13 protein-coding genes are annotated in these 17,156 nt (G+C 66.2%); 8 read left to right on the top strand and 5 right to left on the bottom strand.

Annotated features, from left to right (window positions below):
* The 4 genes from AOK22_RS12465 to AOK22_RS12450 all read left to right on the top strand — a co-directional run.
* Nucleotides 1-1,485 (top strand): protein kinase domain-containing protein (locus AOK22_RS12465; protein WP_244164759.1); only part of this gene is annotated, 1,485 nt, incomplete at its 5' end.
* 127 nt (nucleotides 1,486-1,612) lie between these two features.
* Nucleotides 1,613-3,877: a protein kinase domain-containing protein gene (locus tag AOK22_RS12460; RefSeq protein WP_055698675.1), complete on the top strand. Its 2,265-nt coding sequence runs from the start codon at nucleotides 1,613-1,615 to the stop codon at nucleotides 3,875-3,877.
* Nucleotides 3,878-3,924: 47 nt separating this feature from the next.
* Complete coding sequence (locus tag AOK22_RS12455; protein WP_055698674.1) at nucleotides 3,925-4,374, top strand: hypothetical protein; 450 nt, start codon at nucleotides 3,925-3,927, stop codon at nucleotides 4,372-4,374.
* Nucleotides 4,375-4,419: 45 nt separating this feature from the next.
* Entirely contained in the window at nucleotides 4,420-8,886 is a 4,467-nt protein-coding gene (locus tag AOK22_RS12450) for an FtsK/SpoIIIE domain-containing protein (RefSeq protein ID WP_055698673.1), read from the top strand.
* A 140-nt stretch (nucleotides 8,887-9,026) separates the two neighbouring features.
* Here the strand turns inward: AOK22_RS12450 and AOK22_RS12445 are convergent, their stop codons facing one another.
* A complete protein-coding gene (locus AOK22_RS12445; protein ID WP_055698672.1) occupies nucleotides 9,027-9,293 on the bottom strand; it encodes a WXG100 family type VII secretion target in 267 nt (88 codons plus the stop codon).
* A 200-nt stretch (nucleotides 9,294-9,493) separates the two neighbouring features.
* Here AOK22_RS12445 and AOK22_RS12440 point away from each other — a divergent pair, with 200 nt between their 5' ends.
* From AOK22_RS12440 to AOK22_RS12430, 3 genes are read left to right on the top strand one after another with little or no spacing between them, the layout of a single operon-like run.
* Nucleotides 9,494-9,841, top strand: coding sequence for a hypothetical protein (locus tag AOK22_RS12440; RefSeq protein WP_193433216.1), 348 nt, complete (start codon nucleotides 9,494-9,496; stop codon nucleotides 9,839-9,841).
* 18 nt (nucleotides 9,842-9,859) lie between these two features.
* Entirely contained in the window at nucleotides 9,860-12,028 is a 2,169-nt protein-coding gene (locus tag AOK22_RS12435; RefSeq protein WP_244164758.1) for a hypothetical protein, read from the top strand.
* 41 nt (nucleotides 12,029-12,069) lie between these two features.
* On the top strand, nucleotides 12,070-12,777 hold the full coding sequence (locus tag AOK22_RS12430; RefSeq protein WP_141753807.1) for a hypothetical protein: 708 nt from the start codon (nucleotides 12,070-12,072) through the stop codon (nucleotides 12,775-12,777).
* Nucleotides 12,778-12,820: 43 nt separating this feature from the next.
* Here AOK22_RS12430 and AOK22_RS12425 read toward each other — a convergent pair whose 3' ends face one another.
* The 4 genes from AOK22_RS12425 to AOK22_RS42640 form a co-directional block, all read right to left on the bottom strand.
* Nucleotides 12,821-14,032, bottom strand: a complete 1,212-nt coding sequence (locus AOK22_RS12425) for an NHL repeat-containing protein (protein ID WP_141753806.1) — start codon at nucleotides 14,030-14,032, stop codon at nucleotides 12,821-12,823.
* Between the two features lie 146 nt (nucleotides 14,033-14,178).
* Complete coding sequence (locus AOK22_RS12420) at nucleotides 14,179-15,216, bottom strand: hypothetical protein (RefSeq protein WP_107101926.1); 1,038 nt, start codon at nucleotides 15,214-15,216, stop codon at nucleotides 14,179-14,181.
* Nucleotides 15,213-15,863 (bottom strand): hypothetical protein, encoded by a 651-nt coding sequence (locus tag AOK22_RS12415; protein WP_055698669.1) that lies wholly within the window; start codon nucleotides 15,861-15,863, stop codon nucleotides 15,213-15,215. The genes AOK22_RS12420 and AOK22_RS12415 overlap by 4 nt, the downstream gene beginning before the upstream one ends.
* A gap of 547 nt (nucleotides 15,864-16,410) precedes the next feature.
* Nucleotides 16,411-16,701, bottom strand: a complete 291-nt coding sequence (locus tag AOK22_RS42640; RefSeq protein WP_237773330.1) for a hypothetical protein — start codon at nucleotides 16,699-16,701, stop codon at nucleotides 16,411-16,413.
* On the opposite strand from AOK22_RS42640, the gene AOK22_RS43975 reads away from it, so the two are divergent.
* The gene (locus tag AOK22_RS43975) at nucleotides 16,700-17,137 is read left to right on the top strand and encodes a GntR family transcriptional regulator (protein WP_425264020.1); all 438 of its coding nucleotides are present in this window, start codon (nucleotides 16,700-16,702) and stop codon (nucleotides 17,135-17,137) included. The genes AOK22_RS42640 and AOK22_RS43975 overlap by 2 nt on opposite strands.
* Nucleotides 17,138-17,156: the final 19 nt, after the last annotated feature.

Genomic DNA, 17,156 nt, shown 5'->3' with positions numbered 1-17,156 from the left:
TGGACGGCGCCCGTCCTGGACGCGGACCCGGAGGCGTCCGTGCCGTGGGTGGCCACGGGGTACGCGGCCGGGCCCTCGCTCACCGAGGCGGTGCGGGAGGGGGCGCCGCTGCCCGAGCACTCCGTACGCGTCCTCGGGGCCGGGCTCGCCGAGGCGCTGGCGCACGTGCACGGCCTGGGGCTCGTCCACCGCGACGTGAAGCCGTCGAACGTCCTGCTCACGCTGGACGGGCCGCGCCTGATCGACTTCGGCATCGCGCGGGCCACCGACGGCACGGCCTCGCTGACCTCCACCGGCGTCTCCATCGGCTCGCCCGGCTACATGGCGCCCGAGCAGATCCTCGGCAAGGGCGTCACGGGCGCCTCGGACGTCTTCTCGCTGGGCGCCGTCCTGGTCTACGGGGCGACGGGCGAGTCGCCCTTCCCCGGCGACTCCTCGGCCGCCCTCCTCTACAAGGTCGTCCACGAGGAGCCCGAACTGGGCGCGCTGACCGGTGAGTTGCGCGACCTCGCCGCGGCCTGCCTGGCCAAGGACGCGGCGGCGCGGCCCCGCCCGGAGGAACTCGCCCGGCGGCTGGCCCCGCAGGGCGCGGCGGCGCTGGTGGCGGCGGGCTGGCTGCCGGGTCCCGTCGTGGAGCGGGTGAGCCGGAGCGCGGTGCGGCTGCTCGACCTGGACACGGGGGCCGGCGCGGGACCGGGCGCGGACGTGGCGCCCGTGGACGCGGCTTCCGGGCCGGTGGCCTTCAACATGCCTTCCGTGGAGGGGTCGTTCGGGCCGCCGGACCCTTCGTGCGCATCCTCCGGACCTTCCGCACCCTCTCCCGCGTACGCCGACGCGGCCCCGGCCCCCGCCGCGGTGCCGGAACCCCGTTCCGAGCCCGCCCCCGGCAGGCTCTCCGTCTCGGTGGCCGCCACCTCCGCGCCCGAAGGGCCCGACGGCCGCGGGCGCAGGGTCAGTTGCACGGTCGCCCTCGCGGTGGCGGGCGCACTGGCCGCCGTCACGGTCGGTTCGGTGTTCGTCTTCGGGATGCTGCCGGACGACAAGGACACGTCGCACGACGCGGGCGGACAGCCCCCGGCGGCGACGGCCACGCCCAGCACCCCCGCCGACGGATCCGCAGAGCCCGGCCCCGGCAAGGTCCCCGCGGCCTACCTCGGCCGGTGGAGCGGCGAGGCCGACGCGAGCGGAGGGAAGATCCCGTTGGGCACGTTCACGGTCACCCTGCGCCAGGCGAAGCCCGGCGAGCGGGTCGGCACGGTGCTCCAGCGCGACCCCATCGGCAACACCTGCACCGACGTCCTCACCCTGAAGTCGGCCACCGGGAAGGAACTGGTGGCGACGGGCAAGGGCGCGAAGGGCAACGGCGGCCAGTGCGCGCAGACGGCTCACACGGTGTATCTGCGCCCGGACGGCAAGGACCTCATGTACGCGTCGGACGATCCGGACGCGGGCGACCCTAGAGCCCGGTTGTCGCGGGTGGGGTGAGTACGCCGGTATGCGCCCCTGCGCTCTGTCTCCGGTCGCCTCTCTGACTTCCCTCGTCTCACGCTTCACTACTGTGTACGCGAGTAGGAGCGGAGCACAGGCCGAAGCGACGACAGGGGCGGGGAGCATGGAACCACTGCAAGCGGACGACCCGGGAGAACTCGGCAGTTATCGGCTTCTGCGGAGACTTGGCGCAGGTGGGATGGGCCGTGTCTATCTCGCCCGTTCGCCCGGTGGTCGTACGGTTGCGGTGAAGGTCGTGCGCCCTGATCTCGCTGCGGACGGGGACTTCAGGGCTCGGTTCCGGCATGAGGTCGAGGTTGCCCGCGCGGTCTCCGGCCGTTACACCGCGCCCGTTGTCGACGCAGCTCCGGACGCCGCGCTTCCGTGGCTCGCCACGTCGTACGTTCTGGGCCCTGATCTCACCGAAGTGGTCGGCGGACACGGGGCTCTGCCCGAAGGCACCGTGGTGGCGCTGGGGGCCGGACTTGCAGCTGCACTCACGGAGATCCACGCATCAGGCCTTATTCACCGGGATCTCAAGCCGTCGAACGTCCTTCTCGCTGCAGACGGTCCGCGAGTGATCGACTTCGGGATCGCGCGGGCGATCGACGGAAATCGTCTGACGCAGACTGGAGTTGTGGTTGGCTCGCCCGGCTATATGCCGCCGGAGCAGGCTATGGGGAGAGATGTCGGAGTTGCTGGAGATATCTTCTCGTTGGGTGCTGTGCTGGCCTTCGCGGCCACGGGCCGCAATGTCTTCGGGGAGGGCAGCTCACACGCGGCGATGCTCTATCAGGTCGTCCATGGAGAGCCGGATCTCACGGATGTCCCCCAGCGCCTCCAGGGACTGGTGAGGGCGTGCCTGTTGAAGGACCCGGCACAACGGCCCACTCCCACGGAGGTCGTGGCGGCGCTGGCCCCGCAAGGGGTGGACAGTGCACTGGCGGACTGGCTGCCGTCCGCGGTGGCTTCGACGATTGCGACACACGCGGCGGGAATTCTGGACCTGGAGACGCCTGAGGGACCAGCGGTCCGCCCGGCAGCCGCCTTCGGGCCGCCTGCGCCGGTCGTGGATGTGCCGAGCGGGGGAGCGAGAGCATTCCCTGCTGGGCCACCGCAGTATGGGGCCCCTGCGTCAGGAATAACCGAGTTGGGCGCACTCCCTCGGAACGAGGGCGCCTCGACCTCAAGGCGAAGGATCTTGGGAGTGGCGGCGGGCGTCGTAGGCGTGGCCGCCGTCGGTGGAGGTGCCGCCTGGTGGCTCTCAAAGGATGACGGGTCGCCTGCTTCACCTGGCGCGCCCGGCGAGAGCGGTGTGAAGCCTGAGAAGTTCACTACTCCCCCCGACGGAGTGGCACCGCAGCCGTTGTGGCACAAATCGACGGCTGAGGACAGCATCAGTTCCACGCGGCGGTTGTTGACGCATGAGGGCATGCTCCTCATCAGCGCCGATCCGTTCATCGCATACGACGTGAAGGACCAGGGCAAGAAGCGCTGGACCAGCGCGGCGGAGCTGCCTGTCGGAGCCCCGCTGTTGCTGGCCGCGGGCAAGCTGTTCATGGTCAGCACCGAGGGCGACGGCGCGCTGATCGGTTTGAACGCGCGCACGGGCAGGGAAGCTTGGCGCAGCCGCTTGGGCAAGAAGCTACAGGTGGAAAACATGATCGCCGTCGATGAGAAGAATGTGTACGTCACGGTGACGGACTTCGGCGAATCGCGCAGCGCCACCGACTTCCGTACAGCCGTCGCCGCCATCAATCACAGCACGGGCAGACAGACGTGGCTGCGGCGGCGGGACTGGGGCACCGATGACTACGACGTCGACGGAACCGTGGTCGGCAAGCGGCTGATCTACACCGACTCCAAGATGAACATCACCGTGCGCGACACCGGCACGGGCGAGCAGCTGTGGAGCAACAAGATCGGCGACGACTGGCAGTGGACGCCCGCTGCCGCCGACGGTCTGATCTTCCTCCCCGGTGAGAACCTGACCGGGGTCGACATGGACTCCGGCGATGTCCGCTGGACGTTGCCACCCAACGGCCGTCGGGGGTTCGACAGCCCTACATATATCGGGGGAGTGCTCTACGTCCGGGATCACGACGGAGGTGTGTGGGCGGTCAACGCCAAGTCGGGCCGCAAGATCTGGCTCTGCGAAGATCCGGGCGCCCGACAGGCCCCGACGGAGTTCGTGCGGGTTGGCCCGACTCTCTATGGGGCCTCCGCGATGGACGAAGGAGGCATCGTCGCCCTGAAGGCCAAGAACGGCGAGCCTCGCTGGAACTACAACGACAACAAGACCCCGGGTGCGCCGTGGCACTTGGCGGCTTCAGGGAACCGTCTGCTGGCCACGCACGGGTCTGAGATCTATGCCTTACCGGCTGTGTGATGCGGACCCGGCTACGGTCGGCGAGCATCAAGGATTACGATCCGCCCATGCCTGCACATCGCTTCCCAGCGTATGAAGTCCACTACACCTGGACGCCGATCCAGCTCTTGAGTGGCGCTGTGGCGCGCCGCCTCGTCGCGTTTCGCGTCGACGACCAAGGAGTGACCTTGGGGGGTGCTCCCGCGAAGTACGCGCGGCAGACAGCCTTCGTTCCCTGGGGGGACATCCAGGCGGTGCTCCTGTGGCAGCAGAAGACGGCCGGGCTCTCTCCCATGGACTATGTGGGCCTGCGCCGCCGGCCGGGCGCGCCACAGCTTCCAGGAGCCAACTCTCGACTGAGTCGGGAGCAGACCAGTCGTCTTGCACCGCACGTCGACCACGACGTCTTCCTGGCGAGCAGGCACATCAACCTGTGGAAGCTGGACCGTAGACGTCTCGCCGAAGCCTTGGGAACGTTTGCTCCCGGGGTTGCGGTAGAGGAAGTACCGAACACCTGATGACACGCGATACACACGACAGCTGAGCGGGAGGGGCGCGTACCGATGCGAGTGCGGGCGACCGTGGTCCGGGAAGGAGCCGCACCACAGGAAGCGTTGATCAACATCGACGAGGGCAGCACCGCGGCCGAAGTGGCCGCGGCGGTGGAGCGGCTGGGTGACCCACGGGCGTTCATGTCTTTCCAGGCCCCCGAGGTGGTGAATCCGCTCCCCGGCCGTACTCCGTCGTGGGAAGCGCAGAAGGTCTCCACCGGCGCCGGCCTCTGGGTCGACGGGAGGTTCTGGGACCCGCAGGCGCGGATCGGTGGGGCACTCCGCGACGGAGTACGCCTGACCACCGACGACGCCATCGGGCCCTTCATGGCCGACGGTGAGCCTGCGGGCCGATACGAGATCACGGTCAGCGGTGGTGCGGGTGCGGGACGCGTGGCCCGCCTGAACGCCGGAGTCAGCACCATCGGCTCCACGCCCAGTGCGACGCTGGCCGTCGAGGACCCTTACCTGGCGCAGCATGCGGTGCGGGTGATCGTCGACATCAAGGGGCGGGTGGAGATCGCCCCGTACGAAGGTGTCGCGCTCGCCCTCGACGACGAGTCGGTGATCGGCTCGCGAGAGTGGCAGCCAGGCGCACTCCTGAAGTCCGGAGAATCGCTCTTCAGCCTCTCCGAAGTGGGTGCACCAGACGCCCACTTGTCGCCCGCGGGAGAAGGCGGCCTTGCCTACAACCGCCCGCCCCGCCTGACTTCGCCACGGGCCAATCCCCGCTTGCTCGTTCCGGTGGAGCCGAAGAAGGACGAGGCGCACAGGTTCCAGCTGCTTTCGATGCTCCTGCCGCTCTTCTTCGGCGTGGGCATGTACTTCATGATGAAGTCGGTCTACTTCCTCCTCTTCTGCCTGATGTCGCCGCTCATGATGATCGGCCAGTGGTACAGCGACCGGCGGCACGGCAAGAAGAAGTACGGCGCGGCCCTCAAGGAGTACAAGAAGGCCATGGCCGACCATGAGGCCGAGGTGGAGCGGCTCAGCGAGGTCGACCAGCGTCGCCGCCGCGAGGCGTTCCCGGACCCGGGACAGCTCCTCCTGTTCGCCACCGGGCCGCGCCGACGCCTGTGGGAGCGGCGGATCACAGACGCTGACGCGATGCACTTGCGGGTGGGCTTCGGCGATCTACGTGCCGAGATCGACCTGGCCCACGCCCGCGGCGCCATGGTGGAGGAGGACGAGGAGCCGCAGCCGCCGGTGGTGACCAACGTCCCGCTGACGCTGCCCTTCGCGGAGCTCGGTGTTGTCGGCGTCGCCGGAGACCGGTCCCGCGCGGTGTCCACCACCCGGTGGCTGGCCGCCCAGGCCGCAGTCCTGCACAGCCCGCGCGATCTCTCCCTGGTGGTCCTCTCTTCGGAGCAGGATGCGGCGGAACACTGGAGCTGGACCCAGTGGCTCCCGCACACCAGCCCTCAACAGGGCCAGAACTGCGTCGCGTTGGTGGGAACCGACGCCGAGTCCATCTCCCGCCGCGTCACCGAGCTTCTCAACGAACTCCAGCGCCGCCAGCAGGCGGCCAAGGACCAGGGGGGCTTCAACGCGCTGCGCCCCGACTCCCAGGTGCTGCTCGTCCTCGACGGCGCGCGGCTGCTGCGCCGTGTGCCCGGCGTCCCGCAGCTACTTCAGGAAGGCCCGGCAGTCGGGATCTTCGCACTGTGCGTCGACGCCGACGAACGGCTGCTACCCGAGGAGTGCCGCACCGCTGTCTGCTGGACCCCGGACTCACCGACCCGCGTCCACCTGCGCGGGTACGGATATGAGGCAGTCGGCCAGATCCTCGCCGACCAGGTCTCCACCGCCTGGTGCGAGCGGGTGTCCCGCGCCCTGGCCCCCGTACGCGATGTGAGCCGCGACGACGCCGACAGCGCGCTGCCCACGGCCGCCCGGCTGCTCAACCTCCTGGAAATGCCGAACCCGACCGGCGCGGACATCGCCCGGATCTGGCAGCGAGGCGGATCGACCACGGCGGCGCCGATTGGCCTGGCCGCCGACGGACCGTTCGTCCTGGACATCCGGCGCGACGGACCGCACGCCCTGATCGCCGGTACCACCGGTGCCGGTAAGTCGGAGCTGCTGCAGACGATCATCACCTCGCTCGCGGTCGCTAACACCCCGGACGCCCTGAACTTCGTCCTCATCGACTACAAGGGTGGATCCGCCTTCCTGGACTGTGCGCGGCTCCCGCACACCGTCGGCATGGTCAGCGACCTCGACGCCCACCTGACGGAGCGCGCGCTCGCCTCGCTCGCCGCCGAGCTGAAGCGCCGCGAGGAGATCCTCTTCGAGGCCGAGACCAAGGACATCGAGGACTACAACGACGCCCGCAGGCTGCGCCCTGAACTGGAGCCCATGCCACGGCTCATGCTCGTCATCGACGAGTTCGCCTCGCTGGTGGCTGAGCTCCCGGACTTCATCGCGGGCCTTGTCGACATCGCCCGGCGAGGCCGCTCCCTCGGCGTGCACCTGATGCTCGCCACACAGCGCCCCGCGGGTGTCGTCAGCGCAGACATCCGCGCCAACACCAATCTCCGCATCGCGCTGCGTGTCACCAACGGCGAGGAGTCCCGCGACGTCATCGATGCCGCCGACTCCGGCAACATCTCCAAGGCCACACCGGGCCGTTGCTACGTACGCTCCGGTGCACAGTCCCTCGTCGGTGTCCAGACCGCCCGCATCGGTGGCCGCCGTCCTGGGCTCGACGCGGCACCGCAGGTCACCGTGAATCCGCTGAATTGGACGGCTTACGGGCATCCGCCGCCACGCGAGGCCCAGGACGACGGCGATGATGGCACGTTGGTCACCGACCTCGCCGTCCTTGTGGACGCGATCGCCGACGGCGCGAAGCAGTTGGGCTGCGCTACGCCCCGCAGCCCCTGGCTGCCGCCGATCGCCACCCAGGTGCAGATCTCGGAGCTGCCCGAGCTGCCTCCGCCGCCGGTCGGCGCCGACTCGGTACGGCCCGTCCGCTTCGGCCTCACCGACCTGCCGGCCGAGCAGGCGCGCGCCGCGCTCGCACTCGACCTGGCGGACGGCGAGCACCTGATGATCGCGGGCGGCCCCCGCTCCGGTCGCTCCACCGCCCTGCGTACGGTGGCGGGCGCGCTCGCACAGAACTGCGGCCCCAGCGACGTCCACATCTACGGCATCGACTGCGGCGCCAACGCGTTGCTACCGCTGACCGCTCTTCCGCACTGCGGTGCTGTGGTGACCCGGGACCAGACGGCGCGCGTCGACCGGCTGCTCGGCAGGCTTCTCGACGAGGTCGCACGACGCCAGCTCCTGCTCGCCGAGAAGGGCCAGTCCAGCGCGGCAGAGCAGCGCGCGGCGGCTGGCCCCGAGGAACGGCTGCCGTGGATGGTTGTCCTGATCGACGGCTGGGACGCGTTCCGGCTCGCCTTCGAGAACTACGACTACGGACGCCTCGTCGAGGCGGCGAAGCGGATCTTCCGTGAGGGCGCTGCTGTCGGCGTCAAGGTCGTCCTCGCGACGGACCGGAGCGGCCTCATGGGCGAGATCGCCAGCTCCTTTGCCGAGCGCCTTGTCCTGAGGCTCGCCGACCCACAGGACTATTCGTTCGCGGGCATCATGCCGAAGGACGTACCGAAGGAAGTGCCATCGGGCCGGGCCCTCAAGGCGACCGACGACGGAGTCAGGGAGAGCCAGATCGCGCTTCTCGCCGAGAACCCGAACGGTCAGGCGCAAGTGGCGGCGCTCCAGGAGGTCGCGCGGGTGGCAGCCCAGATGCACGACCGCCCGGGTCCTGACCAGCGCCCGATCCGCGTCGATGTCCTGCCGGCCCGCATCACGGCCTCCGAGGCCATGGCGCTGCAGCCCGATTTCACCCCGCCGTCGGAACTGTGGGCGCTCTTCGCGGCCGGTGGCGACGAACTGTCGCCGCTCGGCATGGACCTGGAGGAGTCTGGTCCCGGCTTCGTCATCTCGGGCCCGCCGAAGTCGGGGCGGTCCAGCACGTTGGTTGCGGCGACGATGTCGCTGCTGCACCGCGGTACGGAGGTCATTCTGGTGACGCCGAGGCGATCACCTTTGCGTGAACTCGTCGCTGAGAGCGGTGTGTTGGGGACACTCGACAGCGAGAGTTCGAGCGACGAACTGGAGGAGCTGACCCAGAGCGCGCGAGGCCCGTACGTCATCGTGGTGGACGACGCGGAGCTGATCTACGACACCCCGCTGGATGAGGCTCTGGAGGAAGAGATCCGCCGGGGAATGGACGGCGGCCTCGGCGTGATCGCGGCGGGCGCGGTGGACACTCTCTCCTCGCAGTACCGCGGTTTCGTGGTTCAGGCACGTCGGTCCCGCAACGGTCTGCTGCTTTCACCACAGGGCTCGGCGGACGGGGAGATGTTCAACATCCGGATCACTTCGAACAGCGCTACCGGTGGACCGACCGGACGTGGACTTCTGGTGCAGGGCGGTGAAGTGATGCCTGCGCAGGCGGTGTTGCCGGGCTGAGGGCTGGAACGGAGCAAACGCATCCGGGCCGCGCAGTCGATCGACTGCGCGGCCCGGATGCGTTACTTGAGGCTGTGGCTCGAAGCAGGGTCGGCCGACCCGCAACTAAGGCTCAGCAAGCCATGCTTGACCAGTCGCTACTAGTCGTTGGCGTTGTCGTTCGCCTGCGCGGCGTCGTGCGTCTCCTTGCGGGCATTCTCAAGAGACGTCAGGAAGTTCTTCAGCTGAGGCTTCAGCTTGTCCCATTCCTCCCGGAATCGGTTGGCTCGGGGGCCCTTCCAGAACTCCTCGCTGTGGCTCGTACCCGTCGAAATGGCACGGATCAGATCATCAAGGTTGCCATGCTGAGTCTTGAAGGTCCCGGAAAGACTCCGGAGTCGAGTAGTGTCTGCGCCCTTAATTCCCATGGCGTGCCTCCCCGTGTATCGAAAGCCAGGCGAACAGTCCGCCCGCCGGGGCCGATGCTATCGCAATGGGTCGATCGTCGTCATCCGCCCGGCGCCGCCCCGAAGTTCCCTTGCTCGGGGCCTTGGGCGCTCCGTATTCTCGACATGCATCAACCTGGGAAATCTGGCCAACAATAGCTTGACGCAACGCTGGAGGGGCAGTGGGGGCGGACGACAAGGGCAAGGGTGCGGACGAAGAGCCGAAGGTCGATAACCCTTATAGGGCTCGCCTTGAGACATTGAAGACCAATCTCGTAGATGAGGTCAAAGAGCTCAAAAAGTGCCTGAAGGCGGCAACTCAGGACGTGGGCGGAGACGGCAAGACCGGTAAGTCCTGGGTCGGCAAAACGGCCAATAGATGGCATGACGAGGTTCAGGGCAACCGCGGCCGCATGATCAGAGAGATCGACAAACTCATCCCGGCGGTACAGAAGCGAATCGATGAACTCCCGGAGAAGGTCTCCGCTTCCACTGCGAGGATAATGAACAAGGAAATGCAGTACATGTAGCCGCTGCGGCCACGGACGTTGCTGGCGCTGATCGTTGATGAGCTGAGCAAGAGTCAGTCTGAACGGGGAGAAATCATGGGCAGTAGCGGCGGCGACGGATTCTCCGGCATCGACCCGGAGAAACTGGCTAAGACGATCAGCTCGCTCAACAAGGATCAGGAGAGACTCAAATCCAGCGCGTCATGGATCAAGTCGAGTTTCGAACGGTACGGCGTCGGTACCGGGCCGCTGACCGAGCTGATGTCCATCGCCGGCTGGGCGGAGAAGGAAATCCCCATGCTCAGGCGCCGGCACCATCTTTCCATCGCCGAGGATCAGAAGTACGGCCACGGCTACCAGGGCATGGTGCAGATCAAGGAGAGCATGGTCGGTGCCACGAAGAAGTCAGAGGCCGATGGCAAGAAGCTGGGCGAGAAGTTCAAGGAGAGGATCGAGAACGGGGATGGCATCGCCCCGGAGATGTTTGCCGATCTTCGTGCTAACAAGGCGGACGCGGACTACATCAAGTCGTTCTATGGCGAAGTTGGTTCGCGGAACCTTTTGCTGTTGTCCAATGAGATGGGCGACCGTTTCAATGATCAGTACAAGGATAACCCGCAACAACGAGTGAAGGATCGCCAAGTCATCGCGGAAACCTTTGGAACCTTCACCAAGGTGGCCTTCGAGGGTAAGTCGGCCAAGGTTAAACAGCAGGCGTGGAACAAGTGGTTCGACAACGCGTCGTCGGACAAGTTTGAAGGCTTCAGGCCAGACCGCCTGACCCCGTTCCTCAAAGGTGGTTCGCATGACAAGGACTTCCTTGTCGCCTTCGGCGACCGGGTCTTCCAGAAGGGCAAGCAGGGCGAGACGGACGAGCTCCGCTTCTTCGGTAACGGAGGGATGGGGGAGGGTGAGTGGGGCAAGGATAACTATCAGCAGCTGTTCGATGCCATCTCCTACAGCCCCGACGCATCCGGCGAATTTGTCGACCACAATTACGACTTCGTGCAGAAGTCGTTCTACCACACGGGTCCATGGCAGGTGGATGAGCCAAAAGATCGAGGCAAAGCATTCTTCGGAATGGTCAACGCCGGAACGGTGACGCTCAAGGAAAGGAACCCGTCCTTGGCGGAGAAGAACACGGCGCGGATCCTCTTCGACAACTATCAGCACCGGAACGGTAAAGACACCAAGGGCATGCATCCGATCGACGGTACGCAGGCCCTATACGCGGGCATTATCACTGCGTACTGGAAGGACCTTCAATATGGGGTGACCTCCCCGACCGGCAACTCCCTTTGGGGGAGCGACGTCAAGGCCAAGGGTGAGGCAAAGTACGCGGAAACCACCAAGTGGAACCTCCAGGACTACCTCAAGGGTCAGGACAGAGGGCGCCCCGGCCTTGAGGCGTCAGAAAGTCTGTGGCGATCTCTCATGGAGGAATCAGCACGTGACCCCAAGGCTGCAGGCACGATCAGTGCCCTTTTTCAGTCGTACGACAAGCAGGCCCTCGACCACTCGTACTCTACGCACGAGAGCAACAAGGACGCCGGTTCCTTCGATTCCATGAAGCGCGGCATGATGCAGGAGTTCTACCAGGAGACCTTCAAGACGGCGTCCACCGAGCTTGAGGGGGACATTGATAAATGGGTCCAGGACACCAACAACTTCCGTGCGAGCGTTATCGATAAAGCGGGTGACGTGGCCATGGGTGCTACGGGTGGAGCGGGCATCGCCGGTGCTAAGGGTGCGGCTATCGGTGTCGCTTACGGCCTTGGCCAAGGGATCGCCACTGGCTGGATCAAGGATCTCGTGAAGGTCGACGAGAACGACGCCCCGAAGGGCCTCAAAGAGGCTTTCAAGGGCGTCAAGGAGAACACGGCCGACTTCTCCTGGCAGACCGACTACCAGAACAACGCGGACGCGGCCCGTGAGCACGACAGAATCAAGCCCGTCACGATCGAGACCGACGGCAAGGACGGGGGCCCGAAGACGACCCGGGAGTACACGGGCGACGTCAAGGATTACGCCAAAGGCGACGGCAACTTCCTGGACAAGAAGGGCAACATCAAGGATGTCTCCGACATGTCCACTGCTGAGCGTACGGCCTACAGCAAGTGGCTCCAGGACCCCGCTGTCGTTGCCGCGATCTGGCCGGAGTACTCGACTGGACGGAACGCGCGGGACTATCCGGGACAGGACTCGTAGGCATTCTGCTGTAACCGCTGGAACGAACTGAGGTGTACGTGATGACGACTCGGGTCATTGTCCGGGGAATTACTGGGAAGCGGATTGCCGCGGCCTTCTGCACGACCACGGTGCTGGTGACCGCAGCGGCATGCGGCGACGACAAGGGGGCTGACTCGGCGGGTGCCAAACCCCTGGCCCAGGCCGAAATCTCAAGTGCCGCCCTGGCTCCGGGAGATGTGTCGGGCTACACGATTCGCGAAACATCAGTCGGCAGCGGTAGCGGCGGCCCGGCCTGGGCCGCCAAGAAGTCCTGCCAGCCCATCGTCAACGTGATGTACCCCGAAGCCTCGGCTTACGACAAGCGGCTCGCGAGCCGAAGCATCGTCAAGACACCAGAAGGTTCACGGAAGCCCACTGTGGCCTACCGGCTCGTGCTCTCGAGTGTTACGTCGGAGATGGTCGCCGAGCAGTCGGTGAAGGACCTGAAGAAGGCGATCACCGCATGCGGTTCAGGTTTCGACACCAGCCTTTCCGGCCCGGCCAAGAAGATTGGCAGCGTGACGGCGAACGAGTCCAGCCTCGGTGACAACGGCGTGGACTTCTCGCTGGAGTATCAGATGGGTAGAAAGGTTCGCTACGTGGTGACGCAGGACGGCGCCTGCCTGACCAGCATTTCGGCCGAGGACGAGTTCGCGCACAAGTTCGTGGCCGTGCCGCGCGAGATCGTGGACGCGCAGGAGCGGAAGCTGGACAGGTCGGCCAAGTGAACTGACTCGGAGAAGGCGTCAGTTCACTCGACCGACTGTCATTTCACTTGGGAAGGCGGACCCGGAGCACTGCGGTTTCCCAGTCCTCCGGGCCGCTCCTTTCCCCGCCGTCGGACTCCACGGCGACGTACAGGCTGTTGTCCGAGGTCGCCAAGGCTTGTACCCCCGCGATGACCGGGGCCAGCTCCCCATCGGCGACGCGATAGACGACACTCCCGGAGGCGGACGATTCCAGGAGCTTCTTCTGCGAGCCGGACGTGACTCCATGCCAGCTGAAGTCGCCTTCGAAGGTAGGAGTGACCCCCGTTTCGCTCGGATCGGCGTAGTAGACCTCGCCTCGCCCAGGGATGGCGGCCAGGCCTCCCGCATGGTCCTGGACACTGCGCGGAATCTTCGCATCAAGAGCTCGGCCAACGCTGGTGAAGGGACTTTGCACTTCGCCAATCTTGTCAGGTGCCTTTGACGCCACGAACGGGCTCAGGGTTCTGTCGTCGTTGATCCTGACGATCCCTGGACCGGTCCTCCAGTAGATACCGTCTTTACCAGACGCAAGCCAGCCTGAGTTGATCGTCTCGGGAACCAGTACGTCCTTCGCTTTCGTGCCTGTCGCTGGATTGGTGCCATTCTTCACCGCTTGGTTGGAGCGCTTGTAGGACTCGCCTCGCTTGGGCGCACGTCCTGCCACCAGCTCGATTGAGTCACCGTCGATCCTGTGTACGTAGGAGGCAACGTCCCCCCAGACAACCTGGTCACCGATGTAGATAGAGCCGTCTTCGTCAAGGGCTACCCCGGTGATTTGCTGAGCGCAGAACTTCTTCACTGCGGTAACCAACGGGTCGGGGGTCTTGCAGTCGCCCTTAACCGCTATTGTCGCCTTGCCGTCCGGACTGACCTTCCACAAGCCCTTTGCGGTCGCCAGATACGCCGATCCATCGGGCGCAACAGCTGCCTGGTTCGCCGTTACCTCGTTCATTCCGGAAATATTGATGCGTTCAGCGGCACCGGAGCTCTTCTTGCGCCACATCACCATTCCGTTGTCCGACTTGTCGTCCTCCTGCGTGAACAAGTAGATGGTGCCATCAGGGGCGGCGGCGAGCCCACGGAAGTTCCCTTGAATCGCCAACTGGTCGCCCTTTCCAGTGACGTCGGTTCCGCCGCCCAGGACGAAGTCGACGTTCAGCGGAGTCTTGTCATCGGATGTCGCGTAATGGACCATGATCCCGGCAAGAGCCGCAAGGACCACCCCGGCACCCACTATCGCCTGACGCTGTCTACGGGACCAAGAGCTAAAGCCGCTCACGGGACTCTGCCTTTCTCCGCTCCCAGATCAGGGATGGGTCGTGCTACGCACCCTGCGTAGTTCTGCTGCCCGGTTGGGACATGACCGCCCACGTCAGCCGATCAGCGGTTGATGGCCTGGACTTCCTCGACGGTGACGTCCTGGGTGGTGCCGAAGGTGCCGTCGGGGAGTTTGCCGCCGGGGACGCCTGTGCCCTTCCAGGTGACCTTCCACGTGATGGTGGCCTTAAGTTCGTACGTTCCGTTACCCGACGAGCGAAGGTAGGTCACGCCGCACGGTGGGATCTTCTTCGCGTTGCCCCGGACGTATGGGGAGCCGATGCTGCCGTCCTTGTTGATCGTGCAGTCCCCAGAGGCTGGGTGTGTCTCCGCGTCGTCCGTGCCTGGCTCGATCCTGAGGGACTGGGGCTCCGCGGTGGTCGTGGCCTCGATGTTCTGGCCGCCCGCGTTGAGTGAGGCGGTGACCGAGACGGGCTTGAACTTCGCTTTGTCGAGCCAGGCCCAGGTGTGGAGGTTCACCTTGGTGACGTTCTCGGGGGCGAGGGTGACCTTGGTGCCGGGGATCTTGATCTTCGCGTAGGCGAGTTCGGCCAAGACCTCGGGCGTGACTGCGTTCTCGACGTTCGGCGGCTCGCCGTTGTCGACCCAGAAGGGCGGCTTCTTGCAGGCGAAGATGTCGCCGCCTTCTTCGTAGGGGAGGGCGGCGCGGTCCCAGAACATGCCCTTGCCCTTCTTGGCCATGTTGTAGTTCTTGTAGGGGTGGCCCTCAACGTAGTGCTTCTCGAAGGCGGCGACCGCTTCCCCGAGCCCGCTGGCGTGCGGGAGGTTCTTCGTCTTCATGTGGTCGGCTTTGAGCTGCTCCGGCGTGTACTTGGGCTCGTACCAGCACGGCGGTGGCGTCCAGTTGGAGGACTGGACCGTCATGGGGCCACTGGAGGGGCCGGTGCCGTTGTGGGACAGGTCGAAGCGGATGACGGAGGCGAGCTCGTCGTTGTTCTTCTCGCCGGACTGCTCGACCTTGCCCTCGTCCTTGTCACCAGGGCGGGCGGCGAAGGCGTCCGCCGGCGCGAGTGCCAGGCAGGCGATGGTGGCGACGATCCCGGCCCGTCGCCAGGTTGCGCTTCCCGTGGTCGTCGTCATGGCTGGCACTGCGCGGCCCCCCTGTTGGATGTCACTGCGGTGGTCTGCCACACGCCCTTCGCGTTGCGGTCGAGGCGTGTGTCGTAGAAGACGTACGAGTTCTTGTCGGCCTTGGTCTTGAGCGTCTTGCCGGTCTTGCGTTCCTTGGCGAAGCCCTTCGACTCGTCGCTGCAGTACGTGAGGCGCGCTGATCCGTCCTCGCGGAACGCGACCGTGCGGTCGAAGTAGCGGACCGTCCCGGTGACCGACAGGTCGTCGTCGACGTAGCTCTGGATGGACTCCGCTGCCGTCTTGGCCGCGTCGCCGGTGGAGTAGAAGTACACCGGCGCGTACTTTGCGTCACTCTGGATGATCGCGGCATCGACGGCACGGAGCCGTTCCGCGTTGTCGGCAAGCACCGCGTCTTTGTTCGCGTCGCCTGTCTTGCTGCCCTCGAAGACGAGTACGTCGTCCTTGGGCAGCGTGATCTTCGGGCGGTCGACGCTGTCGGCAGCGGACTTGCTGGGGGACGCCGACTTCGCGTCGCCCTGATCGGCGCCCGTGATCTTGTCCTCGGATTCGCCGTCGTCCCCGCTGCCGCAGCCCGTCAGGAGCAGGGCTGCGGTCGCGGCGAGCGCGGCGGTGACGGGCATGGTGCGGCGGTTCACGGTCGGCTCCCGGTGGGGCGAGGGGTGTCTCCAACGGGCCGACGCTATCCGTGGGGTTGTTGATCCGCCAGGGTCGATAGCGGGACAAGGTGCCGCATCCCGGCCGACTGTCACCGTGTCGTGACGCGAAGGACGTGGCGGGGGAAGACCCCGGCGGCCTTGGGGCTGCCGGGGTTGTTGGGTTCAGCGTGGGTTTGCCGGTGCTATACGGGGCGGCACCTCGGGCAGGTGCACGTCTGGCATGCCGAGGTGCTTGGCGGTGGGTCGATGCTGCTGCCGGTCCAGGTGTGGGTCCCGCCTTGGTCCTCGGTCACCGCGCCTTCGGCGCTGACCCGGTAGACGCGGATCGTCATCCGGGAAGGCCGGGGGCGGGGTGTGGTGTCGAGGAGTTCCAGTACGTCGGTGGGCGGTGGGTAGTGCGTGGCGCAGGTCGGGCACGCGTAGACGTTGAAGCCGGGGCCCGTGGCCGCGTGGACTTCGTGGATCAGGACCGGGGCGTCAGTGGTGCGCTGGCAGCGGGCGCACCACCGCACCGGCGGGCGCGGGTTCACCGGGCGGCCACCCGTACGCCGTGGATGCGGTCCGGGCCCACGTCGATGCCGAGCGTGGCCAGGTACAGGGCGCGACGGCGTGCGCGTTGGCGGCGCAGTTCTTCTGGGTCAAGTGCGGAGGGGCGTACGAGGAGTTGGGTGCCGCCGTCGAGGAGTTCGGTGAAGCGGGGCGGGGGAGGGGCGATCCGCGTCGTCGAGGTTGCAGCACCGTGTCGGTGGCGGCCGCGAGTTGGCGTTGTCTGGGCGCTGAGGGCCCACTCCAGGAATCGGACGATAAGGTCACGCATGTCGACGCTCCTTCTGCAGCGTTGGCCATGCCCCCGGGCCGGTTCCAGCGGTCGCGGGGGTCTGTATTGCATGGCCAACTTAGCTCGACTTGTATCGCTACGTATAGAGACGTATCTCAATGACAGAGCGCTTCTCTGTACGAGTAGCTTCCTGATCATGAACTACCAGCCGGACGCTGAGATTGATCACGAAGGGCCGGTTACGCCCTACCGTCAGCTCGCGGGCATTCTGCGGGCCCGGATCGAGCGTGGGGACTGGCTGCCCAACAGGCCCATCTCCAGCGAGTCCCAGCTCGTGCAACAGTACGGGCTGGCTCGGACCACGGTCCGAAGGGCGATCGCCGTACTCGTCGAAGAGGGCTTGGTTTTCACGGTTCCACAGCGAGGGACGTACGTGGCTCCGTGTGGTGAGACTCAAGCGGATGACCAGGGCTAGCGGTCTTCGGTGAGGGGAT

The organism is Streptomyces silaceus (assembly GCF_001419745.1).
Classification (GTDB): Bacteria; Actinomycetota; Actinomycetes; order Streptomycetales; family Streptomycetaceae; genus Streptomyces; species Streptomyces silaceus.
This window is presented reverse-complemented; position numbering and strand designations above follow the sequence as displayed.